The sequence below is a fragment of the Bacillus sp. BC05(2025) genome (genome assembly GCF_056725905.1).
Genome location: NZ_JBWYRA010000004.1, coordinates 317,680 through 343,155 on the forward strand (window position 1 = coordinate 317,680; position 25,476 = coordinate 343,155).

Here is a 25,476-nt window from a genome sequence, read left to right on the forward strand (position 1 = left end):
TGATTCAGTTTTTTTATTTTTGACAAATGAAAAACGCTCTATTTGTACCGTGTATTTGAATGTTCTTAAAACCAACTGATTCCAACGAACATATTATTTCTTCATTGGAATAACAAGCTTCTTCAAAAGAAAAGTCACTTCTTGTCCAAGAATTATCTATGTCATGCTGAAATAGTATAAAGTTCATTTCTGCTTTTTTATTTTCTTTATCATATGTAGAATCAATTGTACAAACATATTCTTCCGCTGAAATATGAAACGAAGCAATCCAATTTTCAAGAAACCCTTTCTCCATATTCATATCAAATACGAATGTACCTTCGCTATGTAATACGGAGTAAACATTGCGAAAAACATTTTTTAATTCTTCTAATTTTAAAATATGGTTTAAGCTATCGCCAGTAGAGATAACATAGTGAAATTGCTCATTTATATTGAAATAACGAGCATCATCGACGATAAAGGTTGCGTCTGGCGCGTTTTGACGTGCGTATTCAATCATTTGGGTAGAACCATCTATACCAGTTACTACAAAAGTATTATCAATTAATTTCTTAGTAAGGTGACCAGTCCCGCAGCAAAGATCTAAAATATGAGAATGTGGTGTTGCATATTGTAAAACGAGTTTTTCCAAAAGTAGATAGGAGTATTCAGCATAATGCCCCCAATGTTTATTATAAATGGATGCGAAAATATCATAATCAGAATATATTAGTTTTTTAGACACATGCATTCACCTCAAAATTCATTACATTATAGTAGTCATGCTTCGTTTTCATTTCAAAACCACATTGTGTATATAGTTGTAAAGCATGGTTATTTTTCGTTTCGACGTCTAATTCAATTGTTGAAGCTCCTTCTGTAATAAGGGTATGTACCATATAACTAAGAATATCTTTTCCGTATCCTTTACCTTGATATGAAGGATGAACGGCGAATCCTGATAGTATAGTAGATTGCTCTTGTTTAGAAACTGTAATGGTTCCTATCACTTTTTCATCGATAAGAGCACTATATACTTGATGAGAAGGTGAATTCATCATTTTTTGTAACCATATAGAGGTATTTTCTACTGAATCTCCAAAGGCTTGACTGGAAAGGTCAATAAGATCAAGAAGTGATTCTGAAGATGCAAGAGTGAGCTGTATAGTATTCTTTGTTGGTTTTTGCACTTCTTTTGCTTGGAACTCCATACTATATTCACTATATAAATAAGATAACTTCATATGCTTTGCAAATTCTTTCCCAGAAGCAGAATCCCCATTCATAATAAGAAGTACTTCATCTACCTCTCTTTTTCGTATTTCTTTCATTGCAGTTTGTAAAAGAGTGGTGCCTATATGTTGTTTCCTATAGTTTGGGTGAACAAACCCTATTAACTCCAGTTTTGTCGGTCTTTCAAAGTCATACATACTTAATGCACCAATTAATTGAGTATCGTCATAGAGTAAAAAATCATGTATCTCTTCTTTATTACGAGCAGTTAAAAAGTTTACATGTAAATCTGAAGAGTAATCAATTTGATCGTATTGTCCGCAAAAATGAGTTAAATCTTTCATTTGCTGAATTTCGTTCGCTGTTAAAGATTGTTTTTGTTCAATATTCATTTCATAATCCCTCTCATTCTTATTTAAAAATAGGATGGGTGACTTAGCCACTTTTCTAACTCTACACTGCCCTGAACAGATAATAACCGGTACAAATATCGATAGGGACGTCTACATTCGGCAAGATGAGGAATGGGCATAACGGTTTCGTATCCTTGTTTAAAAGCACGAGATTCTTTTTCTGTAAGCACATATTCTAAGCCGATAAAATCAAACTCCCGGGGAGCAACTGCGTAAGCTTCTGTATCTACTAAACCTGTAATAGTTGTACCATCTGATAAAAACTGAGTAGGGTCCATATCAATTAAAACGAGCGTTGATTCCTTTGGTGTTGGTAAGGAAGAAAGTTGTGATTCGAAAGTAGGAAATGCATTTTGTATGCTTTCATTATCGGAATAAAACATATTTACAAGCTCATTACTGACTTTTAATATGTGAGACTTAAATTCTTCTAGTGGAACGTGGAAAGTACATGATGGATTTCCTATATAATCGGCATTACATTTATGTATTTCTGCAAGCCCTTTTCCGAGATTGATTAAAACAGAATCTGGTTGTCCGATAAAAGATTGAACTGTATTACCTGTTAACTTTTCGACCACAACGAATTCACGGCCATTTAAAATATGTTTTTCTAATATTGTTGGGATGGGTAGATTCGTATATTCTTGTAGCAATGTATGAACTGTTTCTAAATGATGGACATTCCTTGGATCGATTCCAAAAAGATTTTTGCATCCCCACCAAAAATCATTATTTGGTTCTTCATTCATTTTAGAAGAACGAACGATGACTTCAGCATCTTCTGTTCGGACGAGAAACACATCGCTTGCATGGTCTTCATAGCCTGGGTGTAAAGCTTGAACAGATAAAATAGGTGAAGTGAATAGTTGTTGTAGCATGAAGTCGCTCCTTTTTCTGTAAATTCTATAAATTCATTATATAACAGAATATGTTCCAAGTGGATAATGATAGGAATAACATTGAATTTACATACATTCATGGTGAGAAATCAGTGTGTAAATTATATTTTTCTATTTTTGTTAGAATTATCAAAATGATTTTCTGTTAATAAATCTATAAAAATACCCGAATGTAAATCTCTTATTTTTCAGTAAATGAAGAGTTAAGTGTTCTTTTATGAGAGTTACAATGTAGGATATGAAAAATATTTCTCAATAATAAAATGAAGAGAAAAGTGTGAAGAAATAGAATAGATTCCTTTATAATAGTTTTAAATTAATTAATATAATTAATTATTAATAATATTAGATAGGAGAGAATATGATGGCAAACGTACTCGTAATAAATTTCCCTGGAGAAGGTCATATAAATCCGACTTTAGCTATTGTAAGTGAGTTAATTCGGCGAGGGGAGACAGTTGTTTCGTATTGTATTGAAGATTATAGAAAGAAGATTGAAGCAACAGGTGCACAATTCCGAGTGTTTGAGAATTTCCTCTCTCAAATTAATATTATGGAGCGAGTAAATGAAGGTGGGAGTCCTTTGACGATGCTGTCTCATATGATGGAAGCATCAGAACGTATTGTTACTCAAATTGTAGAAGAAACAAAAGGGGAAAAGTACGATTATTTGATATATGATAATCATTTTCCAGTAGGACGTATTATAGCCAATGTTTTAAAATTACCTAGCGTTTCTTCTTGTACAACGTTTGCTTTTAATCAATACATTACTTTTAACGATGAACATGAATCAAGAAAAGTAGATGAAACGAATCCATTGTATCAATCTTGTTTAGCGGGAATGGAAAAATGGAACAAACAGTACGGAATGAAATGTAATAGTATGTATGATATTATGAACCACCCTGGTGATATTACGATTGTATATACTTCAAAGGAATATCAGCCGCGTTCAGATGTATTCAATGAATCGTATAAGTTTGTCGGCCCATCAATTGCTACGCGTAAAGAAGTAGGCAGCTTTCCTATGGAAGATTTAAAAAATAAAAAATTGATTTTCATTTCTATGGGAACAGTTTTTAATGAACAACCTGAGCTATATGAAAAATGTTTTGAAGCGTTTAAAGATGTAGAAGCGACAGTCATTTTAGTTGTTGGTAAAAAGATAAATATAAATCAATTTGAAAATATTCCAAATAACTTTAAGTTGTTTAATTATGTGCCGCAATTAGAACTATTACAGTATGCTGATGTATTCGTGACACACGGTGGTATGAATAGTTCAAGTGAAGCGCTATATTACGGTGTCCCGTTAGTTGTAATTCCGGTAACAGGAGATCAGCCTTTAGTTGCGAAACGAGTGAGTGAAGTAGGGGCTGGAATAAGGCTTAATCGTAAAGAATTAACTTCTGAATCGTTACGTGAAGCTGTAGGGAAAGTAATGTATGATGTAACGTTTAAGGAAAATAGTCGTAAAGTTGGAGAGTCACTTCGAAATGCTGGTGGGTATAATAGGGCAGTTGATGAAATCTTAAAAATGAAAATGAATTCATACTCAAAACTTAAATAAATGTTTGGAGCACACTTACTGTAATATGTAAGTGTGTTTCTATAAATAAATTACATAAAAAATCAATGTACAGGTGAAACTTTTGTGTATATAAACTCATATCTTTGAATTAGTAGTAAAATTACGTTAAAATAATACTAAGAAAATATATAAGTTTTGGGGGTAATGGATGAAAAGAGTATTTGAATACATATTATTAACGATTGGATCGATTATTGTAGCAGGTTCATTAGAGCTTATTTTAGCTCCTAATGGATTAGTAGATGGCGGGGTAACGGCTATTGCTATTATGGCAAATAAGGTTGCTGGATTGCCGCTTTATGGGGTGTTCTTAGGAATTAATATCCCGATTTTATTATTTACTGCAAAAGTAATGGGAAAGAAGTTCTTTATCCGTACATCCTATGCAAACGTTGTTACAACACTCGGATTAATCTATTTAAAACCATTTCCAGCAATTACAACTTCTGAATTGTTAATTGTTCTTTATGGAGGAGTCCTATTTGGTGTTGGTGTAGGGATTGTAGTGAAAATGGGCGGAGCAATAGATGGATCAGAAATGTTAGCAGTTTGGATGAACAAACATTTTAAAGTGCCGATTAGTACATTCTTACTTGCTGTAAATGCAGTTATTTTCACATTTGTAGCGATTTTATTTTCAATCGAACAAGCGATGTTCTCATTAGCAATTTTCTATATTGTTACGAAGATGATTGATTTCATATTAGATGGTATTAATCAAGGTAAGAGCGTCATGATTATTTCTGGTAAAAATAAAGAAATAGGCGATCTACTTATGAAAGAATTACAATTATCTGTGACGTATCTACATGGAGAAGGTGGTTTTTTAGGGGAACATAAGAGAATCATTTATTGTATTACAAACCGTTTCATTTATCCAAAAATGAAAGATCTCGTTCTCTCTGTAGATCCAACTGCTATAATTGAAGCTTCCTATTCCACAGAAACAACAGGTGTTAAGCGTCCGGGAAGGGCAGCGAGATCAGAAAAATAGTGAATGAAATAGCTCCACGTAAGTATAACTTACGTGGAGCTATTCTTATTTAGGGAACCAGGCCTTTTTCAGTAATTTGACGACAGTTTCGATGCAATCCTCTGGAATACTGCCAAAACCGAGTAATACATACGAATCCTCCTTTACATTATGAACAGAATCATATGTGGAGAGAGGATATAATTTAATACGTTCTTTTGCAGCTGCATGAATAAGTTCCTGTTCGTTCATCCCGTTATGAACGTGAAGTACGATATGAAGTCCGGATTGTTCACCGAGTATATGAACGTTGTTTCCCATTTCATTTGTAATAGATTTAATTAAAGAAATATGTTTTCTCTTATATAATATACGACTTCGGTTTATATGGCGCTCCCAATCACCGTTTTGAATAAAGGTGGCAAAGGTAAGTTGTTGCAGTGTAGAAACTGTTTGTTTAAACATACCATCAAGTTCTTTATAGATTGTTAAAAGGTGAGGTGGTAAAACGATATATCCCATTCGTAAAGAAGGTAAAAAAGATTTCGAGAAAGTTCCCATGTAAATAACACGTTCATTTGAATCTAGTCCTTGTAAAGAAGGGATAGGTTTTCCTATATAACGAAATTCCCCGTCGTAATCATCTTCAATAATATAGCCCTTACGATCATCCGCCCATTTTAATAACTCGAGTCTTCTAGATAACGGCATTATGATTCCAATTGGAAATTGGTGAGATGGAGTGACATACGCTACATTAGAACCCGATTCACGTAAAGTAGAAATATGAATACCTTTATCATCTAAAGGGATAGGGTGAACGGGAAGATTAGAACTTTGAATCATAGCAGGTATACGGTGAAACCCAGGATTCTCGATTCCGTATTCTTTTTTTGAACCAAGTAGTTGAATTAGTAGCCAAAGAAGAGGCTGCGTACCTGCTCCAATAATAATTTGATCAGGCGAAGAATGTACCCCGCGAGCATGATATAAATACTTTGAAATATGTTCTCGTAGAATGAGCTCACCTTGTGGATCTTCTTTAGCAAATAATTCATTTTCATATTGAAATAAAGTTTCCTGTAATGCTTTTTTCCAGTTTGTTATCGGAAAAGCTTTTTGATCAATAAGCCCTTGGCTACAATCATAATCATATTGTTCGTTTTCTTTATTATTAGCACTGTTTGACGTAATTTGCTGTTTCTTTTGAATGACATCAATATCGACATTGGCAACAAAAATCCCGCGTTTCGGTTTGCTTTCTACATATCCTTCAGCTAGTAGTTGTTGATAAGCAGATTCAACTGTAATACGGCTCACATTAAGTTGCATAGCTAAATTTCTGTGAGAAGGTAGGCGTGTACCGGCAAGTAGTGACCCATGAGAGATTTCTCGTTTTATATATTGATAAATTTGTAAGTAAATGGGTGTTTTACTTTGTAATACTAATGGGATAGTCAGATCCATGTATAGACGCTCCTTTTTTAAACTGGCCTTATAAAAAAGAATAGAACTGTCACTTAAGCTAAGGGCAGTTGCTTTCTATAATGATGATATAACATTTAGAAAATTTTATAAATAGTAAGGGGAGAATCATAATGCATATTAAAGAAGTAGTAACAGAAGTGGATTTACATGATGTATTTCCTGTATTACAGCAGTTAAGAACAAAACTATCAAAAGAAGAAGCGAGTTCTTTATTTCAAAAAATGAAAGAAGAAAATTATAAACTGTTTTCGCTACGTAATGAAGAGGATGAAGTTGTGAGTCTAGCCGGTGTAGCGATTTGTACGAATTTTTATAATGAGAAACATGTTTTTGTGTATGACCTTGTAACTGCGGAAGCACACAGATCAAAAGGATATGGTAAAGTTCTGTTGTCATATGTAGAAAAATGGGGAGAAGAAAAAGGGTGCAGCTCTATCGTACTTACATCTGCGTTTCCAAGAAGGGATGCACATCGTTTTTATGAAAGAGAGGGCTATGATAAGGTAAGCTATTCTTTTTATAAAGAGTTATAATATTAAGTAGGTTCCGTGTATGAAAATATATGGAATCTATTTTCTTTTTCAGATGTGAGCAAGGAACAGGTTTAGTAATATAATTTGTCGAATATTAGAAATTAACATGGGAATGTTAAATTTGGAGAAGGTTAGGGGCGTTTATACTTGGAAAAAATAAAGAAATTATCTATACCAAATGATGTAAGAGTCATCATTATTTCTGATATTCATGGAGAATTAAATCTTTTTAAGGAACTACTACATAAAGTTAACTTTCAAGATGAAGATTATTTAATTATTAATGGTGATCTTTGTGAGAAAGGAAGAGATAGCGTTGGCGTCGTAAACTATGTGATGGATCTAGTAGTTAGCAAGCTAAATGTTTATGTAGTCGAAGGGAACTGTGAAGTTGTAGTTGAAGCACTTGTAAATGAAAATCCTGCGTTAATAAATTATTTGTGTACGCGAAAGAATACAATTTTTACTGAGTGGCTAGCGCAATTGAATATTAACGTTCATGAAGAAAATGATATTCGTGAATTGAAAACAAAATTAATGAGCCATTTTTCAAAGGAAATAAAATGGCTAACAGAATTGCCGACAGTGATTGAAACTGAGGATTATATTTTTGTACATGCTGGCCTTGAAGATAGAGAGGATTGGAAAGAGACAGAACGAAAAAATGCGATAGCAATGCCGGAGTTTTTCAATAAATCACATAGAGCACATAAATATGTAGTTGTCGGTCATTGGCCTGTTGTAAACTATTCAGACAAAGCACCGTCTAACAATCCAGTTATTGATAAGGAGAAAAAGATGATTGCGATTGATGGGGGAAATGCGATTAAAGAGGCAGGGCAATTAAACGCATTCATCATTCAGAGGGAACCAACAGGAGATATGTTTTCTTATACATATGTAGACTATTTTCCAGAATATGAAGTGATTGCAGATTTTAATGCGAACACAGAAATGCAGGGCGGGGTTACCTATCCGTATTATTACATAGAGCTGATGGATAAGGGGCAAGAATATACAATATGTAAGCAAAAGGAAACGAATACATTACTTTCTGTGAAAAATGAATACATTAGGCAACTTGAGTCAGGTGAGTACACAGTGAAAACCGATATTTCTTGTGCACAAATAAGTGTAAGAAAAGGGGACATTGTTTCGCTCATTGATGGAAGCTGTTCAGGATATGATTTAGTTAAAAGAGATGGAATAGAGGGCTGGATAAAGAAAGGTATTTTAGTTGAGATAGAAAAAATGAAAAAGAAAACATTTAGCTGAAATAGGAGGTATAGAACCTCCTATTTTTTTATTACCTTTTTAAATGAGTAGATTGCTTGCTGTCTTTCATAAGTAAGTAAATCGTACTCGGTAAAATGACAAGCGTCATTCCTAAAATAATTACAAGTATAGCATAACCCCTATACGGAGCAGGAACAATAAATGGAAGCGCGGATAGGAAAATGCCTGCTATTATCATTGAAATACTACAAATATTTGAAGCTCTTTTTTCAAGGTACTTATCATTCCATTCCAAAGAAACCGTTGATTTACTCGGATTAATTTTGGAACTGAAATAGCCTATTAATATAAATAGAAGCCCTAATGCTATAAATATGAAATGATCAAGGGGAAGAGTGAATCCAAGAGCGATGAGAGCAATGACAATATCAACAAAAAATAAAAATAATAAAATTATGTTGCTAATCCAAAGGAGAAATTTCTGGTTATTGGCTGCTTTAGATAAAGCTAAAAGTAAAAAGAATACGAAGGAACATATAATTATATTTACGATAACAAAAGTGCTTTTATCCATTGTTGATGTAGGCGTCCCATTGAAGTCCCATTTCGTAACAATACGTAATGGTAAGAAGAAATAGAGAATAATATTTGTCGTAACGATAGTGAGAAATACAGCAATACTAAATCGATTATTCATTGAATCACCAGCTTTCTACATGAATAATTGGTATCTTATAACAAAATTATACAATACAATAAACAATATTTGTTTTGATTTTTCTGAAAAAATATTATAATTATATATGAAATAAAGAGGATTGTAGGAGGAAATTATGCAAAACGTAATAGTAAAAGGGGATAAAGTAACAATTCGTACAATTGAAGAATCAGATATAAAACCATTATGGAATCTCGTATTTAAAGAAGAAAATCCAGAATGGAAAAAATGGGATGCACCGTATTTTCCGTTTTCAATGCAAGAGTACTCATCCTATAAGGAGAAGATGCAAACTCGTTTAAAAGAAGAACCTCTATCTAATTTAATTATAGAACATAACGGTCAAATTATAGGAACAATCGGGTTTTATTGGGAATATAAACCGACGCGTTGGTTAGAGATGGGGCTTGTTATTTATAATCCAAATTACTGGAATGGTGGTTATGGTACAGAAGCGTTAACGTTATATCGGGATTTACTATTTGAAAAGATGGAAATTGGTAGAGTAGGAATCACGACTTGGTCTGGCAATGAACGAATGATGAGAGTAGCGGAGAAAATAGGAATGACTTTAGAAGGTAGAATGCGCAAATGCCGTTATTATAACGGCACGTACTATGATTCTATTCGAATGGGAATAATTCGTGAAGAGTGGGAAGCACTATATGTAACGAAGGGATGAGTAAGTATGTACGCTATTATTGCTACATTTGATCGTGTGTTTAGTAATAAAATTATAGAATTGCAAAATGAAATAACGAATATCATTGGCACAAATCAATTAGCCGGAGTAGAACCTCATATTACTTTAGCTGATTATAATGAGTTAGATGTTCATTTATATACGGAGAAATTAGAGAAGTTTGCAACTGTTCAAGAGAATATTGGTGAGGTAACTTTCCCTTCTGTTGGAACTTTTCCTACTAATGGAACAATCTTTCTAGCATCGACTGTTACCGATGAATTGTTAAAACTTCATTATTCTTATCATGATTATTTTAAAACTTTTCATGATAATTTAAATTCATATTATGTGCCAGGAAAATGGGTTCCGCATTGTACCATTGCAAATAAGTTACATGCAAATCAGTTTTTAAGTGCAATGGAATATATCTATCAAAAATTTGATTATGCAACAGCCTCAATTGAGAAAATAAAATTAATTAAGGTAAATTATGAAAATGGTACTGCCATTTCTTCTAGTTTATTAGCAGAATATAAGTTAAAGAGAATGGAGACAACGAGATGACATATGTAATTAGAGAAATGAAGCAAGAAGATATTCACGCTGTACAATCAGTAGCGAAAATAGCTTGGCATGATACATACGAAGGCATTATTCCGAGAAAGATTCAAGACAGTTTCTTAGACGAGGCTTATTCTGATGAAAAAATGAAATATCGTCTTGAAAATACACATTTATTCGTTGCGGAAGAAGAGGGAGAAGTTATTGGTTTTGCAAATTTCTCTCCTGTTAGACTACAAAACGAAGCAGAATTAGGTGCGATTTATTTGTTACCAGATCAGCAAGGGAAAGGGATAGGAAGTGCTTTATTACAAAAAGGGTTAACGGCATTAAAAGGAATTCGGAAATTATACATTCATGTAGAAGCAGCGAATGAAAAAGGAAAACGTTTTTATGAAGCGAAAGGTTTTGCACAATTAGAGGAGTTTGAAGAAGATTTTGAAGGACATATGATGCAGACAGTAAGGATGGTTTTATACGTATAAGGAGGACCAGAAATGAAGATATTTGATTTTAGTGAAAAAGTAGGAAAACACATATCAGCATTTCAATCTAATTTCATAATGTCGAAAATATTAAATCATCAAGGGAAAATACATATCGGGGCTATGCATTTAAAAGAGAATGGAATAATTGGATATCATGAAGCAGTTGTATCGCAACTGCTTCTTATTGTGGACGGAGAAGGATATGTATGCGGAGAAGATAAAGAAAAAGTAAAGGTGGAAGCGGGACAAGCTGTTTTTTGGGGAAAGGGCGAATTTCATGAAACGAGTACGGAAAAGGGATTGATGGCAATTGTAATTGAGTCGGAGGAGCTTGAACGAGAAATATTAATGCCTATTAAAGAGGAGAGTTGTGAAAAATGATAGAAAAGGCGAATCGGGAAGAAACGAACGAAATAATCCAATATGCAGCTCAATCGCTTTTTGAAGGCACGAGGGGGAATTGTCAGTTAAGTACAGAGAAAGCAATTGAAATTACAAGGCCGATTGTAGAAAAGGGAGCATATTATTTAGTCGTTAAAGAAGAAAACCATGTAATGGGATGGATATTAATAGGGGAAAATACGGACTATTTTTCTCATGAAAAACTAGGATTTATTTACGAATTGTATGTTTTTCCAGAGTATCGCGGGAAAGGGTTATCAAGAAAATTAATGGAGGCTGGTATTAAGGAATTACAAAAGAATTATTCAGAAATTCGTTTGAATGTATTTGCTGGGAATTTTGTGAAAGAGATGTACGAAGAATTTGGTTTTGTTGAAAGACAGGTAATTATGACGTTGAAGTGAGAACGATAGCTTGAAAGGGAGAGGGGAAAGAATGAGGAAAGAAAATGAGTACGTTTTGTATTTACAAAGAGTGTATCCTGAATTACAAATAAGATCCGCTTATATAAATGAAATAGGCCAAAATAATGATGTATTAATTGTAAATGATAATGTAGTATTCCGTTTTCCGAAATATGAAAAAGGCATTCAAAAACTTCGAATAGAAACACAGTTGCTAGAGAAAATAAGGCCCTTCATTACGCTTCAAATTCCCAACCTAAGTTATCAAAGATTTCAAGATGAAGTACCAGGAAAAGTATTTGTAGGATATGAAATGATTGAAGGGGAACCGTTTTGGAAAAATATTTTTACGGGAATAAATGATGAAAAGCAATTACAGAAACTTGCGTGCACATTGGCGGTTTTTTTAAAAGAGTTGCACGAAATTCCATTATCTACATTTGAAGGTATTATGCAATATGATGGTGCTGATATGTATTCGGAAATAAATAGTTTATATAGTCAATTAAAAGATTATGTTTATCCATGCATGAGAGAAGAGGCAAAAAAAGAAGTTTCATTATCTTTTGAAACGTATTTAAATGAAGAGAGTCATTTTAATTTTACTCCTAGTCTTGTTCATGGGGACTTTGGCATGACAAACATTTTATATAGTGCAACAAAGCGGGATATTTCAGGAGTTATAGATTTTGGCGGTGCGAGTATTGGAGATCCTGCTTATGACCTTGCGGGGATATTAGCTAGTTATGGAGAAGGGTTTTTACAACTATTTGAAGCCAATTATCCTAATTTAGAAGCAGTAAAGGAGCGAATGTATTTTTATAAGAGTACATTTGCGCTTCAAGAAGCATTATTTGGTGTACTAAATAATGATAAGAAAGCCTTTGAAGCTGGAATAGCACAGTATGTATAAAAGCCGATTTTAAATCGGCTTTTAATTATCGATACATCGTCCACAACCCAATGTCTTTAAACCCTAGTCGTTTATAAATTCGTCCAGCAGCTGGATTATTATAAAATAAACAAAGCGTTCGGCCTTCATTTGTAAAGTCCCGAATCATTTTCTCTAATATAAGCGAAGCATATCCGCTCCCTCGATAATTCGGATGTGTGCATACGCCAACAACCATAGCAGATAATGAATTTTCAGCAGATGTAGAGGCGGATGCAATAATAGCGCCGTTTTTTTCAATATAATACGTACGTCCTGTATTTGTTTCGAGAGCTTGTCTTAATATTTTCTCTGATTCATTAGCAGTTGGGAATTCAGCGATGTTACTTCGTAATTGCATAATTCGCTCTACATCATCTAGTGTGGCAAGTTTAATGGTTTCTTGGGCAGGCGTACTAGGTAAGTTGTCGGCATCTAGACATTCACAAAAATACATTTCATTTTTAGTACCTAGTTGTATACTTGAAACGGTTTCAAATTGTTCAACAATAGTTGACTTACCAGAGAGTTTCAGCGGCTTATATGCGGAAAGAAGTACCTCATAGTCAGTTACTACAAACTCTTCTTTACTATATGGTATAAACGAATCATGAAAGCGAAGTAAAATCGATTGTAATGTTCCATTCTCTTTAAATACTCCCCATAGCTCTTGAAAATCTGTATCATAACCGAAAGCTTCAATATCTCCAATAATAAATAAGTTAAGGGCTGCTTCTTCCTTTAGGTAAGCGAATACTTGTTCATGATCCTTCTTTGTTAATTTTCTCATCATAATGAATCCACCTCTTTTTTATTTTTCTAAATATTACAACTTAAGTTTTTTACAATCAATATAAAATTTTATGTTTAGTTCACAAACTTTCGGAAAAACTAGGAAAGATATGACAAAGGAGGTTATGAACGGTGGATCATCCAATTCAAGGGTTAATGAAAGCAGCAATGGAAAATTTAAAAGAAATGGTCGATGTAAACACGATTGTTGGAGAGCCTGTTCAAACGGCTGACGGTGGTGTGGTGTTAACGGTTTCTAAAGTAGCGTTCGGGTTTGGAGCAGGAGGTTCTGATTTCCAAACGAATGATGGACAAAGAGCGAACGGTAACCCTGCATTTGGTGGCGGTAGCGCGGGTGGTGTTTCTATTACACCAGTGGCATTTCTTGTAGTGAATAAAGATGGAGTAAATATTCTTCATTTACAAAATGCGACACATTTAGCAGAAAAAATGATTGAATTAGCTCCACAAACAATTGATAAGATTCAATCGATGTTCCAAAAAGATGAAAAGAAAGAGGGAAATCATCATCCTCAAAACCCAGATGAAATCCTTTAAAAACGCCTGCTTACGAGCAGGCGTTTTTTCTTGTAATCACTATGTAATAAAACACATGAAATTGTAAATAGTTTTTGAAGTTTTTTCTATGTTTCTAAAATTTTTCATGTTAAAATATGCTATAGAATTGAAACATATAAAACGAAGGTGGCTAGGTGCTTTGTCTGGAGGATCTGACCAAGTAAAGAATATGATATATATTAATGGTAATCGTCGAGGTCATTGTTTTATTACATCAGGAATTACGTTTAAAGAGTTTGCAAGTAACATCCCTTCACCGCTTCATCAAGTGTTGCTTTTAAAGCATAATTTTGAATGGACAGATTTTCATTATCATACTTTATTTGAATATGTTGAGGAAGAAAATATACATAAGTTAATTCAAGCAGAGATTGATGAATTTGATGAATTTTGTTGGGTAGATTTTGATGATGCAAGCGATTTAGATGAACTAGAGCCAAAAGAAATTGCAGAGCTTTTATATTTGGCTCACAAAAAAGAACCACTTGCAAGAACATTCTTTCCGCTATTGAAAAATAGATTTGTTTATTTTTCACATGATGACGGATGGTACAACAAAGTGTATTATCGTAGAATTGCTGACTTTGTAGGGATGCTAAGTAAAGTTATTCCTTATAAGCTTGGTGCTTTCGGTAAGAAGCGTTTTTCTTTCTTCCAAAAATCAAAAATTTTCCCAGCAATTTCAAAAGAAGTGATCATGGGGCTCATTCCGTTAATGGAAGATGGTCTTTACATTGATCTCGCAGGGAAAATAGAGTCAAGAAGGGGTCTTGAAATTCCGGTATATGTAGTGGGTTCGTTTGAAAGTACGGATGAGGTACTAGATAATATCGATGAATTGAAAGAAGAAGCAACAGAGACTGGTTGGCTTATTTTTGATAAGAAAGAACAAGAATGGCAATGGGTTGTGGACTAAGAAAACTTGGCGCATGAAGTCAAGTTTTCTTGTCATTTGAAAGGAGTACAAATGAAGAAATATTATACAATTGTGGGTATTATAAGTATTATTCTCGTGGCAATATTACTTATAACTTGTCCGAAAGAATCAGATTTTAAATTGTATCTGGAAGATAAGTATGCATTGAAATGTGACGAGAGTAGTTTTGAATGCACACAAAATGTAGATGGTAAAAAAGAAAAACTAAAATTTGAAAGTACAGATGCACGAAATGGTGTATTCTTTATGACTGTAAAGCAAACATTTAAAACTGAAGCTGGTGTTACGAAAGAATATAGCGGAGTAGGAATGTTTGGTACATTTCTTTTTGTTTCAGAGAAGACTTTCTAATAATAGAAGGTCTTTTTCTTATGCTTATGTTCATATAGATGAAGTAAGACAAGCATAGGAGGGGTATTGATGAAGAACACATGTATTGTTTGCGGCGGTGAGGAGTTTTTTTCTTCTACATTATATGCACGTACGAAACAAGACTGGGCATATGCGCCAAACATGTACCGTTTTGAAAAGGTGTTTATTGAGCATAGGGATGAAGAAAATTATCCAGTGTTTCAAGAAATTACAGCGAAGCATTGCTGTGGATGCGGTCATATTATGTTGTATCACGAATGAACACACCAAGTATAACTTGGTGTGTTTTTTTAAAACGCTGACAAAGCAAGCGGATAAAGTAAAGTAAATAAAACAGAAAAACTACCAAAACCAATTGCTGTATATCCAAGTGTTCTTGCTCCAAAATTGACAGCTAATAAGCCGACTAAAATTGCAAGAGAACCAAGTGTAACCGGATAAAATGCAATGGAGAAAAGCGAAAGAAATAAAGCGACATAGCCTATCATTGCACCGGTATTTGTACCTTCTATTTCATTTGCAATTTCTTTACGTTTATGTCTAATTGGTATGCCAGCTGGTGATATTTCAGCTGCATACTCTTCGTTTTTTTCACCACTTTTAAAATGATGATTTCTCTTTCTTCGCATGTACATCCCTCTCTTTCAATTGGGTGTACCTATAGTATCTTTCATAAAGGGAAGAACATGAGTATGAGTTAAACCCAAGTAAAGCAAAAATTGGAGAATAAAGATTCTATCGTTAGCATGTACATCTCCTAATGAAGATAAAGTGAAACTTTAATCAGTGGGGGGTTCTTCATCCTCCACTGATTATCAGCCCTCACCAATCGGACTTTTATGGGCAGTTGATCCCCCACCTAAATTCTTTGCTTTCGCTATATTTTGAGGTGGGGGTCTTACTGCCCATTAAAGCGGGATAAACAGGAATTTTGGAAAATGATGTAGAATGAAATGAGTGATAAAACGTGAAGGTAGGGGAGTGCATGACGAAATTTAATTGGCATGAATCAGCAGAGAAAAAGTGGGATAGTAGTGCAGAATTTTGGAATCAAAATAGTCAGGAGATGTGGGATAGCGGGAGTAGGAGTACAATTATTCCATTTTTTGAACAATACGTGAAGAAGGAAGCTCAGGTGCTTGATGTTGGTTGTGGAGATGGATATGGTACATATAAATTAAGTCGCGCGGGCTATAAAGCAGTTGGTGTAGATTTATCAGAAGTGATGATTCAAAAAGGGAAGGAACGCGGAGAAGGACCGAATTTATCTTTTATAAAAGGAGATCTTTCTTCCTTACCATTTGAAAATGAACAATTTGAATCAATTATGGCAATTAATTCTTTAGAATGGACCGAGGAGCCATTACGAGCATTAAATGAGATAAAGCGTGTTTTAAAAAGAGATGGGTATGCATGTATTGCAATTTTAGGACCGACAGCAAAGCCTCGAGAGAACAGTTATCCTCGTTTATATGGTAAAGACGTTGTTTGTAATACGATGATGCCTTGGGAATTTGAACAGTTAGCGAAAGAACAAGGTTTTGAAGTTGTAGATGGAATCGGTGTATATAAGCGCGGAGTAAATGAGAAGATGTTAGGTCAACTCCCTACAGAGTTACAACAATCGTTAACATTCTTATGGGTATTTATGTTAAAAAACGTATAAAGAACTGAAAGAATTTTTAGGAGGTAAATAAGTGCAGAAAATACAAAAAACTGATACAATATCATCAGAACCAATTAAAGGGGGACTAGGGTATATGACAACTACTACAACAGTTAAATCCGACATTGAAATCGCACAAGAAGCAAGTATGAAGAAGATTCAAGAAATTGCAGCTGAATTAAATATTTTAGAAGATGAATTAGAGCCATACGGGCATTATAAAGGTAAGTTATCTCTTGATATTTTTAAGCGCTTACAGAATGAGAAAGACGGTAAAGTTGTTTTAGTAACAGCGATTAACCCAACTCCAGCTGGAGAAGGTAAATCAACAGTAACAGTTGGTTTAGGTCAAGCTTTTAATAAAATTGGTAAGAAAACAGTAATTGCACTTCGCGAACCATCTCTTGGACCAACGATGGGACTAAAAGGCGGAGCAGCAGGCGGTGGTTTTTCACAGGTTGTACCTATGGAAGACATTAACCTTCACTTTACTGGAGATATCCATGCGATCACAACTGCTAATAATGCGTTAGCGGCGTTTATTGATAATCATATCCAACAAGGAAACACACTTGGAATTGATACGCGTAAAATCGTTTGGAAACGATGTGTTGACTTAAATGATCGTGCCCTTCGTAACGTAGTAATTGGTCTTGGTGGACCCGTTCAAGGTGTACCACGTGAAGACGGTTTTGACATTACAGTAGCATCTGAAATTATGGCCGTATTCTGCCTTGCAACAGATATTCAAGATTTAAAAGCGCGTCTATCTCGCATCGTAGTTGCGTATAACTTTGCAAATCAACCTGTAACGGTTAAAGATTTAGGTGTAGAAGGTGCGTTAACATTATTATTAAAAGACGCATTAAAACCAAACTTAGTGCAAACGTTAGAAAATACACCAGCTATCATTCACGGTGGACCATTTGCGAATATCGCTCATGGTTGTAACAGTGTTATCGCTACAACAATGGCAGCAAAATTAGGTGATTATGTTATTACAGAAGCTGGATTCGGTGCTGATTTAGGTGCAGAGAAGTTTTTAGATATTAAAGCTCGTGCAGCTGGCATTAAACCAGAAGCAGTTGTTATTGTTGCGACTATTCGTGCGCTTAAAATGCATGGCGGCGTAGCAAAAGATCAATTAAAAGAAGAAAATGTAGACGCATTAGCAAAAGGTATGGAAAACTTACAGAAGCATGTTGAAACAATTCAAAGCTTCGGTGTACCTTTCGTAATTGCAATTAATAAATTTATTACAGATACAGATGCAGAAGTTGCATACTTACAAGAGTGGTGCAATGAGCGTGGCTATGCAGTATCCTTAACGGAAGTTTGGGAGAAAGGTGGCCAAGGCGGAGTTGACCTTGCTGAAAAAGTATTAAAAGAAATCGAAAAAGGTGAGAACAACTACGCACCACTTTATGAATTAGAATTGCCATTAGAAGAAAAAATCCGTACAATTGCTCAAAAAGTGTACGGTGCAAAAGATATTGAGTTTGCTCCGAAAGCACGTAAGCAATTAGCTCAATATGAAGGAGAGGGATGGAGTAACCTACCAATTTGTATGGCGAAAACACAATATTCTCTTTCTGACGATGCAACGAAATTAGGTCGTCCATCTGACTTTATCGTTACAATTCGTGAGTTGAAACCATCTATCGGTGCAGGATTTATCGTTGCGTTAACAGGAACGATGTTAACAATGCCAGGCCTTCCAAAACAGCCAGCAGCACTACAAATGGACGTAAATGAAGATGGAAAAGCAGTAGGTTTATTCTAAAAGGTTGTAATTCATCTCGTTTATCTGTAAACTATATATACATCAAGTGGCGCCTTTCCATCGAAAGGCGCCTGTTTTTTGGAGGAAATTATGTTTGATCCAACTGCTTTTGATAATTTAAAAGTAATCGTAGAAGGTGCTGTTTATGATTTTGATTTACATGGAGATATTCTTGTAACAGATCGAAAAGATATGATGGACCTTGCTTCATTAAGTCGTATATATCATATTTCATTTCAATTAACAGAACCATTCGAACCGTTAGTAGAAGCAACATTCTCACTATCTGTAGATGCAAAGAACTTGTCTGGTGAAATATTAGAAGTACCACAATTTACACCAGGTTGTGAAATGAAATTAGCATTTTCATTCCCGATAGAAAAACCAGAAGTAATGTGCGAAGAAATTGAAACTTTCATGCATTCTATATGGGGAAAAGAAAGAATGATTACGCAAAAACTTTCATACGAATATAATAAGCAAGCGATTTCATATCATAATAAGGTAGAGGTTCTATTTCAAAAAGCGATTACAGAAGACCATGTTGATGATTTAATAGCTGTTATTTCACACATGATAGAAACGGTGCGAACAATACAACATTTTCTTCAAAAATAGAGATAAAGGAGAAAAACAAATGATAAAAGATATGCAACCATTTTTACAACAAGCTTGGGAGAAGGCTGGTTTTAAAGAGTTAACTGAAATTCAAAAACAAGCGATTCCAACTATTTTAGAAGGACAAGACGTTATAGCTGAATCTCCAACTGGAACAGGAAAAACATTAGCGTACTTATTACCCCTTTTACATAAAATTAATCCTGAAATAAAACAGCCACAAGTTGTTGTTCTAGCGCCAACACGTGAGCTTGTCATGCAAATTCACGAAGAGGTTCAAAAGTTTACAGCAGGAACTGAAATTTCAGGTGCATCTTTAATTGGTGGTGCAGATATTAAGCGCCAAGTTGAAAAATTAAAGAAACATCCGAGAGTAATTGTCGGTTCACCAGGCCGTATTTTAGAATTAATTCGTATGAAGAAGCTAAAGATGCATGAAGTGAAAACAATTGTATTTGATGAGTTTGATCAAATTGTAAAACAAAAGATGATGGGCGCTGTACAAGATGTAATTAAATCTACAATGCGCGATCGTCAATTAGTATTCTTCTCGGCAACAATGACAAAAGCTGCAGAAGACGCAGCACGTGATTTAGCAGTTGAACCACAATTAGTACGTGTAACTCGCGCTGAGTCAAAAAGCTTAGTTGAACATACGTATATCATCTGCGAGCGACGCGAAAAAAATGATTACGTAAGAAGAATTATGCATATGGGTGATGTAAAAGCAGTTGCTTTCTTAAATGACCCATTCCGTTTAGATGAAATTACAGAGAAGTTGAAATTCCGTAAAATGAAAGCGGCAGCGCTTCATGCAGAAGCAAGTAAGCAAGAGCGTGAAGCAACGATGCGTGCTTTCCGCGGCGGGAAATTAGAAATTCTACTTGCTACTGATATTGCGGCACGCGGTATTGATATTGATGATTTAACACACGTAATTCACTTAGAATTACCAGACACAGTAGACCAATATATCCACCGCTCAGGACGTACTGGACGTATGGGGAAAGAAGGAACTGTTGTATCTCTTGTAACTCCACAAGAAGAGCGTAAATTACTGCAATTTGCGAAAAAACTAGGTATCGTATTTACGAAGCAAGAAATGTTCAAAGGATCGTTTGTAGAAACGAAACCGAAAGCACCAAAGAAAAAGAAACCAGCATTTACTGGGAAGAAGAAGCCTAGATAATGTGAAACTTTAATCAGTGGGGATTCCCCACTGATTATTAGCTTTTAGCAATCAGACGTTTACGGGTAGTTAATCTCCTACCTAACTTCTTTGCTCTAGCCAAATTTTGAGGTGGGAGTCTTACTGCCCATAAATAGCGGGATAAATAATAAGGAAGACGTAACTAATTGTAGTTACGTCTTTTTTGTTTGAGTTAATATGCTCATTTTAGGTAACTAAATATTTCTTTTTAAAAATATAAGAAGATTATTCACTAACCTAAATTTTTTCTAAGTTAATGCAAGGTTGTATTAGTATAATTAATGTTGTATTCCATTTTATGGATTAACCATATTGATATATGGGCTATGTTTTAGAGTATTTGTCTTTCTTAGCTTGATAGCGATGAGGTAGGTCAACAAAATGCGAATTTCGTACGTTATGAAAGTTCGGTAGCTGATGCTTTAGATATGGTATATAATGGGACAAAGTTTTTTGAAAGTGTTAAACTTTGGTTTGAAAACCAAAAGTGATTATATAAAAACTAGTTAAAGGTAAATTGTTATTTAATAAACGAGTGCGTTAGTAAAACAAGCTAATCAAAAAAATGGTTCTTTTTCGTATAGGAAATCGGCTGTTTCTTTATAAAATTTTGTTTAGCTTACGAAATTCGTGTTTTGTTGGCGGGTCCTCATATTAAAATAACGATTGTTTTAGTTGAACAACATGTAAACAACTTTATTATCACTTTATATTCTGATGGATATTCTTGAAAAGGAGTAATGTTGTATGAAATCAATAAATGTAAATGGGAATATATATTATATTGAATCTGTTCCTTTTGAAGATAAGAGTGAGCAGGATGAAGAGGGATACTACGAATATTTGTACAAAGGAGTCAATTTATCGTTTCAATCTGACAAGGAAGTAATTAAAGCCCGAATTTATGACGAAGAAGAAATAATATATTTTTTAAAAAATCCAATTCTTGCTTTTGGTAAAGATTTTGAAGCGATAAAGGTATATATAAGTAAAGAATATAATGTAAATAAATTTAAGATTCCAGGTGGAGAAAAAGTTTTTATAGAGTTATAGCTATAATCGGCCTTTAACTTTACCGGGATTTATTAAATACAAAAGTAAGTAGTTATATGAGTTGTGAAGCTGAACCAAAGGATGATAATACAATTGAAAATATATATTAAAAAATTGGTTGTTCTCCAAAACGACAGAAATGGGCTGAATGATTATAAATGATTGTAAAGTGATAAAAAATTTGTTTAGGGGGTATTTCATAAACGTAGACTGATAGCGGTAGGGTACAGCCACATTATTGCTATTAAACAAAAAGATAACTTTTTAATGACTAGCGATTTATAAGTATTCAACTGAATGAAAAAGCAATAATGATAGTACCTGTAGAAAGCTACATAGAATATAAAAACCATTAGGGGGAAATGAAATGATCCATAAAGTTGGACAAATTATGCTGTATGTAAACAATCAAGATGAGGCAGTACATTTTTGGACGGAAAAGGTAGGGTTTCATGTAGTAGCAGAGGAAGATAATAAGCAAGGAATGAGATGGATTGAAATCGCTCCGAAAAGCGGTGCAGAAACGAGCATTATATTACATAATAAAGAAGTGATTTCTAAGATGAGCCCAGAATTAAATCTTGATACACCATCTTTAATGTTCTTCTCAGAAAATCTTGATCAATTATATACAGATTTAAAAAATAAAAATGTTACTGTTGGTGAAATGGTAACTATGCCTTCTGGTAAAGTATTTAACTTTGCTGATAGCGAAGGGAGTTATTTTGCGGTTATGGAAAAGAACCAATAATAATATTACTATGTGAAAATCCCCCTCAAATATATTGAGGGGGATTACATGTTTGAAGTGGATTTTTCATTAGAGAGTTGATTAATATAAAATACGCCTTTTTCAATAGCTGTCTCAATATAACCAACGATTTGATTAAACGTAAATACTTGTAAGTCTTCATGCAAATTTTGCTCCGGATACAACATATCCTCAAAAAGATACTTTCGAAAAGAAAAAACGTTTTCTTTAGAAACTTCTTCAATATCCATAATGTGAGCCTCTTGGTTGAGAAGAGAGAAAAGCTGTTGTTCTGTATTGTAATGATGAAGCAACTTTGCATTTAACAATTTAAAATCGTTATAGTACATAGGTGCGATCGTTTCGTCATTTTCGATTCTATTTTTTAGCCAAGGTAGAAAAAAGCCGCTTAGCCAATTGTCATCGGCAATGAGATGGGTGTAATAGCCTAAGAGAAAAGGGGAATCCATATGAGCTTTATATTTTTGAAAAAAAGAATTGAAATCTATCCTTCTCGTATAGTTTTTCGTTGTACCAGCGTAAAAGTGTGAAGTTCCTTTTTCTTCTGCTGAATGAACCGCATCAGGGGCTACACCGCCAAGTATGAAAGAAGTTTTATCTTGGATATATAGTTTTTCAGCAATCTTGATAGCGATAATAGCATGCATAATTCGTGATCCCATGAATGACACCTCGGTTTCAAGTATTCATTTCAGGAAGAGGACTGGACAGTTAGTATTACTTTCCCTGTACTTTTTCTACTTTCGACCCATTCATGTGCTTTCCCTGCATCTTGAAGCGGAAAAGATTTGGTAGCCTTAATTTGCAAACTTCCGTCACGTAAATAACGGAAAACTTCATTTGCAGTTTCTTGGAGTAGTTCAGGACGTTTTTTTCGTGTAGTACCAAAGCTAAAACCGAGTATAGAGCGGCAACTTGCGTGTAAATCTTTCGTTTGAAAGTTACCAATTTTACCGCTTGCATTTCCGAAATGAACGAGGCGACCATAATAAGCAAGACATTTTAAACTTTTTTCAGAAACCGTTCCAGAAATAGAATCTAAAATTACATCGACCCCTTCACCGTTTGTCAGCTCGTTTACTTTCTCTACAAAATCCTCATCTTGTTGACAAATAACATAATCAGCTCCAGCATTTAAAGCTATTTTTCTTTTTACTTCACTTCCGACAGTACCAATAACGGTTCCAGCCCCTAATCGTTTTGCAAGTTGAATAGCTGTTGTACCAATTCCGCCAGCCGCAGCATGAATGAGTACAGACTCGCCTTGTTGAAGCCTTGCAACATTTGCGAGTAAATTATAGCTTGTAAAAGATACAATCGGACAAGCAGCTGCAGTTTGAAAATCGACTTCATGGGGTAAAACAAAAGTAAGGTTTTCATTTGCAACAACGTATTCTGCGTAAGATCCATTTTGAGGAAAAGCAATGACACGTTGGCCAGGGTGAATATTTTTCACATGAGAGCCGACACATTCTACTATACCAGCGACATCTATCCCTGGAATAAAAGGCAGTGCTTTATTTCCTTTTTTGCCATAACGTGATTTAATGTCCGCGAAATTTACACTTGTAGCAACAACACGAATTAAAACTTGATCTTTTGAAATAGCTGGAATATCCACATCTGTATATTGCATCACTTCAGGACCACCGAACGACGTTACAATGATAGCTTTCATTATATATCCTCCTAAATTTGACTATATAAATCATTTTAAGTCTTCATTAGAAATTGGAAAATTATATAATAGTTATACGTGATTATAAGTGGAGCTTATGAACATATTGAATCATTATATTAATCTATATAAAAAAACTTTTGAAAAAATCGAACGAAATATGGATTACTTGCCAATATATAGTGTAAGACAAAGGAGGGATGGTATGTGAAGGATGAAACAGTGTATACAGATTTAATCCAATTAACTTTATCGGGAAATAAAGAAGCGTATAGCGAATTGTATGATAAAACGATTCAAGAAGTATATAAAACAGCACATTTTTTGATTGAAGATAAAACGGATGTAGATGATGTCGTTCAAGAAATATACATACAGCTATATGAATCGCTTCGTAAGTATGATAGCGAGAAGCCATTTCGTCCTTGGCTAATTGGACTTGCGATTAAACAAATCCACTCTTATAGAAGAAAGAGATGGATGCGATTACGAATTGTAAAAAAAGCAGAAGAGCAAAGAAAACCAGTACAAATTGATTTTTCTAACGATGTTGTAAGTAAAATATCAAACAAAAAACTAATCGAACTCATTCATAAATTACCGTATAAATTGAAACAAGTTATTATCTTAAGATACTTACACGATTATTCACAAGAAGAAGTAGCACAAATATTACATATTCCAATTGGTACTGTGAAATCTAGAATTCACGCAGCATTAAAGAAACTACGTCAAAAAGAGCAAGTAGAAGAAATCTTTTTAGGAGAGGTAGGGAATGTGAAATGAGTTTAGATTGTAGAGTTAGAGAATCTATACGAGAAGAAGCGAAGGGGATTGCTGCCCCGTCGGAGTTAAAAGAAAAAGTAATCGTTCAAATTAAAATGAATCAAGGAGGACGTAAGAGAAAGAAACATCTTATTGTAGGAGTGCTTGCAGCAGCTTTTTTAATCCCGACGACCGGTTTTGCATATCAATCTATTATGGCGGATGGTATATACGGTTCTTTTGAGAATTTAAAAAAACATGCTGGAACGATGACATTAGAGGCGTACATGCGTTTTAATGCAAAATTATCAGAAGCGAAAGATGAAATGGGTGCGAAGGAATATGAAGAGTTTACAAAAGAACTAAAAAAATTAACAAATGCAAAGCTTACGTACGGAGATTCGAACGGTAATATAGATTATGATCAATTATCGACAGTGAAAAGAGAAGAATTGAAAAAGGTAGAAATGGAACTCCAGCCGTATTTTGATAAATTAAATGGTCATAGATCTAGTAAAGAGGTATTAACTCCTAAAGAGTATGAACAATATATGGAAGCATTAATGTCATATCAAACCGTATTAGTAAAAACGAAATCGAGCGGGGGGATAACGGTAGAAGAAGTACCTGAAGCGTACAAAGAAAGGTTTATTAAAGCGGAGCAGTTTATGGAGTATGTAAATGAAAAGGTGCGATAGGTAAAAAAGC

General features: G+C 34.3%; 31 protein-coding genes. 22 read left to right on the forward strand and 9 right to left on the reverse strand.

From position 1 onward, the window contains the following. Positions 1–13: 13 nt before the first annotated feature. Genes ACZ76X_RS15835 through ACZ76X_RS15845 form a run of 3 tightly spaced genes read right to left on the reverse strand, consistent with a single transcriptional unit; the run spans position 14 to position 2,509 of the window. Complete coding sequence (locus ACZ76X_RS15835) at positions 14–727, reverse strand: class I SAM-dependent methyltransferase (protein WP_479850942.1); 714 nt, start codon at positions 725–727, stop codon at positions 14–16. Continuing rightward, positions 720–1,607 (reverse strand): GNAT family N-acetyltransferase, encoded by an 888-nt coding sequence (locus tag ACZ76X_RS15840; protein WP_479850943.1) that lies wholly within the window; start codon positions 1,605–1,607, stop codon positions 720–722. The genes ACZ76X_RS15835 and ACZ76X_RS15840 overlap by 8 nt, the downstream gene beginning before the upstream one ends. A gap of 23 nt (positions 1,608–1,630) precedes the next feature. Continuing rightward, a complete protein-coding gene (locus ACZ76X_RS15845; RefSeq protein ID WP_479850944.1) occupies positions 1,631–2,509 on the reverse strand; it encodes an aminoglycoside phosphotransferase family protein in 879 nt (292 codons plus the stop codon). A 385-nt stretch (positions 2,510–2,894) separates the two neighbouring features. On the opposite strand from ACZ76X_RS15845, the gene ACZ76X_RS15850 reads away from it, so the two are divergent. Both ACZ76X_RS15850 and ACZ76X_RS15855 read left to right on the forward strand, forming a co-directional pair. Further along, positions 2,895–4,103: a macrolide family glycosyltransferase gene (locus ACZ76X_RS15850; protein WP_479850945.1), complete on the forward strand. Its 1,209-nt coding sequence runs from the start codon at positions 2,895–2,897 to the stop codon at positions 4,101–4,103. A gap of 169 nt (positions 4,104–4,272) precedes the next feature. Continuing rightward, positions 4,273–5,118: a YitT family protein gene (locus tag ACZ76X_RS15855; protein ID WP_098671177.1), complete on the forward strand. Its 846-nt coding sequence runs from the start codon at positions 4,273–4,275 to the stop codon at positions 5,116–5,118. A 45-nt stretch (positions 5,119–5,163) separates the two neighbouring features. Here ACZ76X_RS15855 and pdxR read toward each other — a convergent pair whose 3' ends face one another. After that, the gene (pdxR, locus tag ACZ76X_RS15860) at positions 5,164–6,564 is read right to left on the reverse strand and encodes a MocR-like pyridoxine biosynthesis transcription factor PdxR (protein ID WP_479850946.1); all 1,401 of its coding nucleotides are present in this window, start codon (positions 6,562–6,564) and stop codon (positions 5,164–5,166) included. Between the two features lie 131 nt (positions 6,565–6,695). Here pdxR and ACZ76X_RS15865 point away from each other — a divergent pair, with 131 nt between their 5' ends. Together ACZ76X_RS15865 and ACZ76X_RS15870 are read left to right on the forward strand one after the other, a co-directional pair. Then, a complete protein-coding gene (locus tag ACZ76X_RS15865) occupies positions 6,696–7,118 on the forward strand; it encodes a GNAT family N-acetyltransferase (protein WP_479850947.1) in 423 nt (140 codons plus the stop codon). Between the two features lie 147 nt (positions 7,119–7,265). Next, the gene (locus ACZ76X_RS15870) at positions 7,266–8,393 is read left to right on the forward strand and encodes a metallophosphoesterase (RefSeq protein ID WP_479850948.1); all 1,128 of its coding nucleotides are present in this window, start codon (positions 7,266–7,268) and stop codon (positions 8,391–8,393) included. A gap of 31 nt (positions 8,394–8,424) precedes the next feature. Here the strand turns inward: ACZ76X_RS15870 and ACZ76X_RS15875 are convergent, their stop codons facing one another. Continuing rightward, positions 8,425–9,051, reverse strand: a complete 627-nt coding sequence (locus tag ACZ76X_RS15875; RefSeq protein ID WP_479850949.1) for a DUF1648 domain-containing protein — start codon at positions 9,049–9,051, stop codon at positions 8,425–8,427. Positions 9,052–9,187: 136 nt separating this feature from the next. Between ACZ76X_RS15875 and ACZ76X_RS15880 the strand changes: the two genes are divergently transcribed. The 6 genes from ACZ76X_RS15880 to ACZ76X_RS15905 are packed head-to-tail and all read left to right on the forward strand — an operon-like array spanning position 9,188 to position 12,525. After that, positions 9,188–9,754, forward strand: coding sequence for a GNAT family N-acetyltransferase (locus tag ACZ76X_RS15880; protein ID WP_479850950.1), 567 nt, complete (start codon positions 9,188–9,190; stop codon positions 9,752–9,754). Between the two features lie 6 nt (positions 9,755–9,760). Further along, positions 9,761–10,321 carry a 2'-5' RNA ligase family protein gene (locus ACZ76X_RS15885; protein ID WP_479850951.1) on the forward strand — a complete coding sequence of 187 codons (561 nt, stop codon included), beginning with the start codon at positions 9,761–9,763 and terminating at the stop codon, positions 10,319–10,321. Continuing rightward, positions 10,318–10,803, forward strand: a complete 486-nt coding sequence (locus tag ACZ76X_RS15890; protein ID WP_063261365.1) for a GNAT family N-acetyltransferase — start codon at positions 10,318–10,320, stop codon at positions 10,801–10,803. The genes ACZ76X_RS15885 and ACZ76X_RS15890 overlap by 4 nt, the downstream gene beginning before the upstream one ends. A 12-nt stretch (positions 10,804–10,815) precedes the next feature. Continuing rightward, on the forward strand, positions 10,816–11,187 hold the full coding sequence (locus ACZ76X_RS15895; protein ID WP_479850952.1) for a cupin: 372 nt from the start codon (positions 10,816–10,818) through the stop codon (positions 11,185–11,187). Further along, the gene (locus ACZ76X_RS15900) at positions 11,184–11,612 is read left to right on the forward strand and encodes a GNAT family N-acetyltransferase (RefSeq protein WP_479850953.1); all 429 of its coding nucleotides are present in this window, start codon (positions 11,184–11,186) and stop codon (positions 11,610–11,612) included. Before ACZ76X_RS15895 ends, ACZ76X_RS15900 begins: the two co-directional genes overlap by 4 nt. A gap of 31 nt (positions 11,613–11,643) precedes the next feature. Continuing rightward, positions 11,644–12,525 (forward strand): phosphotransferase family protein, encoded by an 882-nt coding sequence (locus ACZ76X_RS15905; RefSeq protein WP_479850954.1) that lies wholly within the window; start codon positions 11,644–11,646, stop codon positions 12,523–12,525. Between the two features lie 25 nt (positions 12,526–12,550). Here the strand turns inward: ACZ76X_RS15905 and ACZ76X_RS15910 are convergent, their stop codons facing one another. Next, positions 12,551–13,336: a GNAT family N-acetyltransferase gene (locus ACZ76X_RS15910; RefSeq protein ID WP_479850955.1), complete on the reverse strand. Its 786-nt coding sequence runs from the start codon at positions 13,334–13,336 to the stop codon at positions 12,551–12,553. Between the two features lie 131 nt (positions 13,337–13,467). Here ACZ76X_RS15910 and ytfJ point away from each other — a divergent pair, with 131 nt between their 5' ends. The 4 genes from ytfJ to ACZ76X_RS15930 all read left to right on the forward strand — a co-directional run bounded on the left by ytfJ (position 13,468) and on the right by ACZ76X_RS15930 (position 15,484). Continuing rightward, a complete protein-coding gene (gene ytfJ, locus ACZ76X_RS15915; protein WP_000349987.1) occupies positions 13,468–13,893 on the forward strand; it encodes a GerW family sporulation protein in 426 nt (141 codons plus the stop codon). 160 nt (positions 13,894–14,053) lie between these two features. Further along, positions 14,054–14,830, forward strand: coding sequence for an oxalate:formate antiporter (locus ACZ76X_RS15920; RefSeq protein ID WP_142337482.1), 777 nt, complete (start codon positions 14,054–14,056; stop codon positions 14,828–14,830). A 51-nt stretch (positions 14,831–14,881) separates the two neighbouring features. Next, positions 14,882–15,202: a hypothetical protein gene (locus tag ACZ76X_RS15925; RefSeq protein ID WP_060630607.1), complete on the forward strand. Its 321-nt coding sequence runs from the start codon at positions 14,882–14,884 to the stop codon at positions 15,200–15,202. A gap of 69 nt (positions 15,203–15,271) precedes the next feature. Then, positions 15,272–15,484 carry a hypothetical protein gene (locus tag ACZ76X_RS15930; RefSeq protein WP_000798747.1) on the forward strand — a complete coding sequence of 71 codons (213 nt, stop codon included), beginning with the start codon at positions 15,272–15,274 and terminating at the stop codon, positions 15,482–15,484. A 29-nt stretch (positions 15,485–15,513) separates the two neighbouring features. On the opposite strand, the gene ACZ76X_RS15935 is transcribed toward ACZ76X_RS15930, so the two are convergent. Beyond that, complete coding sequence (locus ACZ76X_RS15935) at positions 15,514–15,852, reverse strand: hypothetical protein (RefSeq protein WP_001253199.1); 339 nt, start codon at positions 15,850–15,852, stop codon at positions 15,514–15,516. A 356-nt stretch (positions 15,853–16,208) separates the two neighbouring features. Here ACZ76X_RS15935 and ACZ76X_RS15940 point away from each other — a divergent pair, with 356 nt between their 5' ends. From ACZ76X_RS15940 to ACZ76X_RS15965, 6 genes are all read left to right on the forward strand, one after another. Further along, on the forward strand, positions 16,209–16,889 hold the full coding sequence (locus tag ACZ76X_RS15940; protein WP_479850956.1) for a class I SAM-dependent methyltransferase: 681 nt from the start codon (positions 16,209–16,211) through the stop codon (positions 16,887–16,889). Positions 16,890–16,983: 94 nt separating this feature from the next. After that, the gene (locus ACZ76X_RS15945; RefSeq protein ID WP_012644371.1) at positions 16,984–18,672 is read left to right on the forward strand and encodes a formate--tetrahydrofolate ligase; all 1,689 of its coding nucleotides are present in this window, start codon (positions 16,984–16,986) and stop codon (positions 18,670–18,672) included. Positions 18,673–18,762: 90 nt separating this feature from the next. After that, positions 18,763–19,290 (forward strand): hypothetical protein, encoded by a 528-nt coding sequence (locus ACZ76X_RS15950; RefSeq protein WP_000460208.1) that lies wholly within the window; start codon positions 18,763–18,765, stop codon positions 19,288–19,290. Positions 19,291–19,309: 19 nt separating this feature from the next. After that, positions 19,310–20,479: a DEAD/DEAH box helicase gene (locus ACZ76X_RS15955; RefSeq protein WP_088066221.1), complete on the forward strand. Its 1,170-nt coding sequence runs from the start codon at positions 19,310–19,312 to the stop codon at positions 20,477–20,479. A 768-nt stretch (positions 20,480–21,247) separates the two neighbouring features. Next, a complete protein-coding gene (locus ACZ76X_RS15960; RefSeq protein WP_479850957.1) occupies positions 21,248–21,553 on the forward strand; it encodes a hypothetical protein in 306 nt (101 codons plus the stop codon). A 367-nt stretch (positions 21,554–21,920) separates the two neighbouring features. Further along, a complete protein-coding gene (locus tag ACZ76X_RS15965) occupies positions 21,921–22,304 on the forward strand; it encodes a VOC family protein (protein WP_479850958.1) in 384 nt (127 codons plus the stop codon). 44 nt (positions 22,305–22,348) lie between these two features. Here ACZ76X_RS15965 and ACZ76X_RS15970 read toward each other — a convergent pair whose 3' ends face one another. Together ACZ76X_RS15970 and ACZ76X_RS15975 are read right to left on the reverse strand one after the other, a co-directional pair. Then, on the reverse strand, positions 22,349–22,987 hold the full coding sequence (locus tag ACZ76X_RS15970) for a zinc dependent phospholipase C family protein (RefSeq protein ID WP_479850959.1): 639 nt from the start codon (positions 22,985–22,987) through the stop codon (positions 22,349–22,351). 29 nt (positions 22,988–23,016) lie between these two features. Continuing rightward, positions 23,017–24,003, reverse strand: coding sequence for a quinone oxidoreductase family protein (locus ACZ76X_RS15975; RefSeq protein ID WP_479850960.1), 987 nt, complete (start codon positions 24,001–24,003; stop codon positions 23,017–23,019). A gap of 207 nt (positions 24,004–24,210) precedes the next feature. Here ACZ76X_RS15975 and ACZ76X_RS15980 point away from each other — a divergent pair, with 207 nt between their 5' ends. Next, a complete protein-coding gene (locus ACZ76X_RS15980) occupies positions 24,211–24,789 on the forward strand; it encodes a sigma-70 family RNA polymerase sigma factor (RefSeq protein WP_479850961.1) in 579 nt (192 codons plus the stop codon). Continuing rightward, positions 24,786–25,466, forward strand: coding sequence for a DUF3600 domain-containing protein (locus ACZ76X_RS15985; RefSeq protein ID WP_479850962.1), 681 nt, complete (start codon positions 24,786–24,788; stop codon positions 25,464–25,466). The genes ACZ76X_RS15980 and ACZ76X_RS15985 overlap by 4 nt, the downstream gene beginning before the upstream one ends. Positions 25,467–25,476 lie beyond the last annotated feature (10 nt).

Bases quoted from the DNA above. Each gene is read 5' to 3' on its own strand.
- ACZ76X_RS15840 (WP_479850943.1), bottom strand. From the start codon at position 1,607: ATGAATATTGAACAAAAACAATCTTTAACAGCGAACGAAATTCAGCAA.
- ACZ76X_RS15845 (WP_479850944.1), bottom strand. From the start codon at position 2,509: ATGCTACAACAACTATTCACTTCACCTATTTTATCTGTTCAAGCTTTA.
- ACZ76X_RS15850 (WP_479850945.1), top strand. From the start codon at position 2,895: ATGGCAAACGTACTCGTAATAAATTTCCCTGGAGAAGGTCATATAAAT.
- ACZ76X_RS15855 (WP_098671177.1), top strand. From the start codon at position 4,273: ATGAAAAGAGTATTTGAATACATATTATTAACGATTGGATCGATTATT.
- pdxR (WP_479850946.1), bottom strand. From the start codon at position 6,564: ATGGATCTGACTATCCCATTAGTATTACAAAGTAAAACACCCATTTAC.
- ACZ76X_RS15865 (WP_479850947.1), top strand. From the start codon at position 6,696: ATGCATATTAAAGAAGTAGTAACAGAAGTGGATTTACATGATGTATTT.
- ACZ76X_RS15875 (WP_479850949.1), bottom strand. From the start codon at position 9,051: ATGAATAATCGATTTAGTATTGCTGTATTTCTCACTATCGTTACGACA.
- ACZ76X_RS15880 (WP_479850950.1), top strand. From the start codon at position 9,188: ATGCAAAACGTAATAGTAAAAGGGGATAAAGTAACAATTCGTACAATT.
- ACZ76X_RS15885 (WP_479850951.1), top strand. From the start codon at position 9,761: ATGTACGCTATTATTGCTACATTTGATCGTGTGTTTAGTAATAAAATT.
- ACZ76X_RS15890 (WP_063261365.1), top strand. From the start codon at position 10,318: ATGACATATGTAATTAGAGAAATGAAGCAAGAAGATATTCACGCTGTA.
- ACZ76X_RS15895 (WP_479850952.1), top strand. From the start codon at position 10,816: ATGAAGATATTTGATTTTAGTGAAAAAGTAGGAAAACACATATCAGCA.
- ACZ76X_RS15900 (WP_479850953.1), top strand. From the start codon at position 11,184: ATGATAGAAAAGGCGAATCGGGAAGAAACGAACGAAATAATCCAATAT.
- ACZ76X_RS15905 (WP_479850954.1), top strand. From the start codon at position 11,644: ATGAGGAAAGAAAATGAGTACGTTTTGTATTTACAAAGAGTGTATCCT.
- ACZ76X_RS15910 (WP_479850955.1), bottom strand. From the start codon at position 13,336: ATGATGAGAAAATTAACAAAGAAGGATCATGAACAAGTATTCGCTTAC.
- ACZ76X_RS15925 (WP_060630607.1), top strand. From the start codon at position 14,882: ATGAAGAAATATTATACAATTGTGGGTATTATAAGTATTATTCTCGTG.
- ACZ76X_RS15930 (WP_000798747.1), top strand. From the start codon at position 15,272: ATGAAGAACACATGTATTGTTTGCGGCGGTGAGGAGTTTTTTTCTTCT.
- ACZ76X_RS15935 (WP_001253199.1), bottom strand. From the start codon at position 15,852: ATGCGAAGAAAGAGAAATCATCATTTTAAAAGTGGTGAAAAAAACGAA.
- ACZ76X_RS15940 (WP_479850956.1), top strand. From the start codon at position 16,209: ATGACGAAATTTAATTGGCATGAATCAGCAGAGAAAAAGTGGGATAGT.
- ACZ76X_RS15945 (WP_012644371.1), top strand. From the start codon at position 16,984: ATGACAACTACTACAACAGTTAAATCCGACATTGAAATCGCACAAGAA.
- ACZ76X_RS15950 (WP_000460208.1), top strand. From the start codon at position 18,763: ATGTTTGATCCAACTGCTTTTGATAATTTAAAAGTAATCGTAGAAGGT.
- ACZ76X_RS15955 (WP_088066221.1), top strand. From the start codon at position 19,310: ATGATAAAAGATATGCAACCATTTTTACAACAAGCTTGGGAGAAGGCT.
- ACZ76X_RS15960 (WP_479850957.1), top strand. From the start codon at position 21,248: ATGAAATCAATAAATGTAAATGGGAATATATATTATATTGAATCTGTT.
- ACZ76X_RS15965 (WP_479850958.1), top strand. From the start codon at position 21,921: ATGATCCATAAAGTTGGACAAATTATGCTGTATGTAAACAATCAAGAT.
- ACZ76X_RS15970 (WP_479850959.1), bottom strand. From the start codon at position 22,987: ATGGGATCACGAATTATGCATGCTATTATCGCTATCAAGATTGCTGAA.
- ACZ76X_RS15975 (WP_479850960.1), bottom strand. From the start codon at position 24,003: ATGAAAGCTATCATTGTAACGTCGTTCGGTGGTCCTGAAGTGATGCAA.
- ACZ76X_RS15985 (WP_479850962.1), top strand. From the start codon at position 24,786: ATGAGTTTAGATTGTAGAGTTAGAGAATCTATACGAGAAGAAGCGAAG.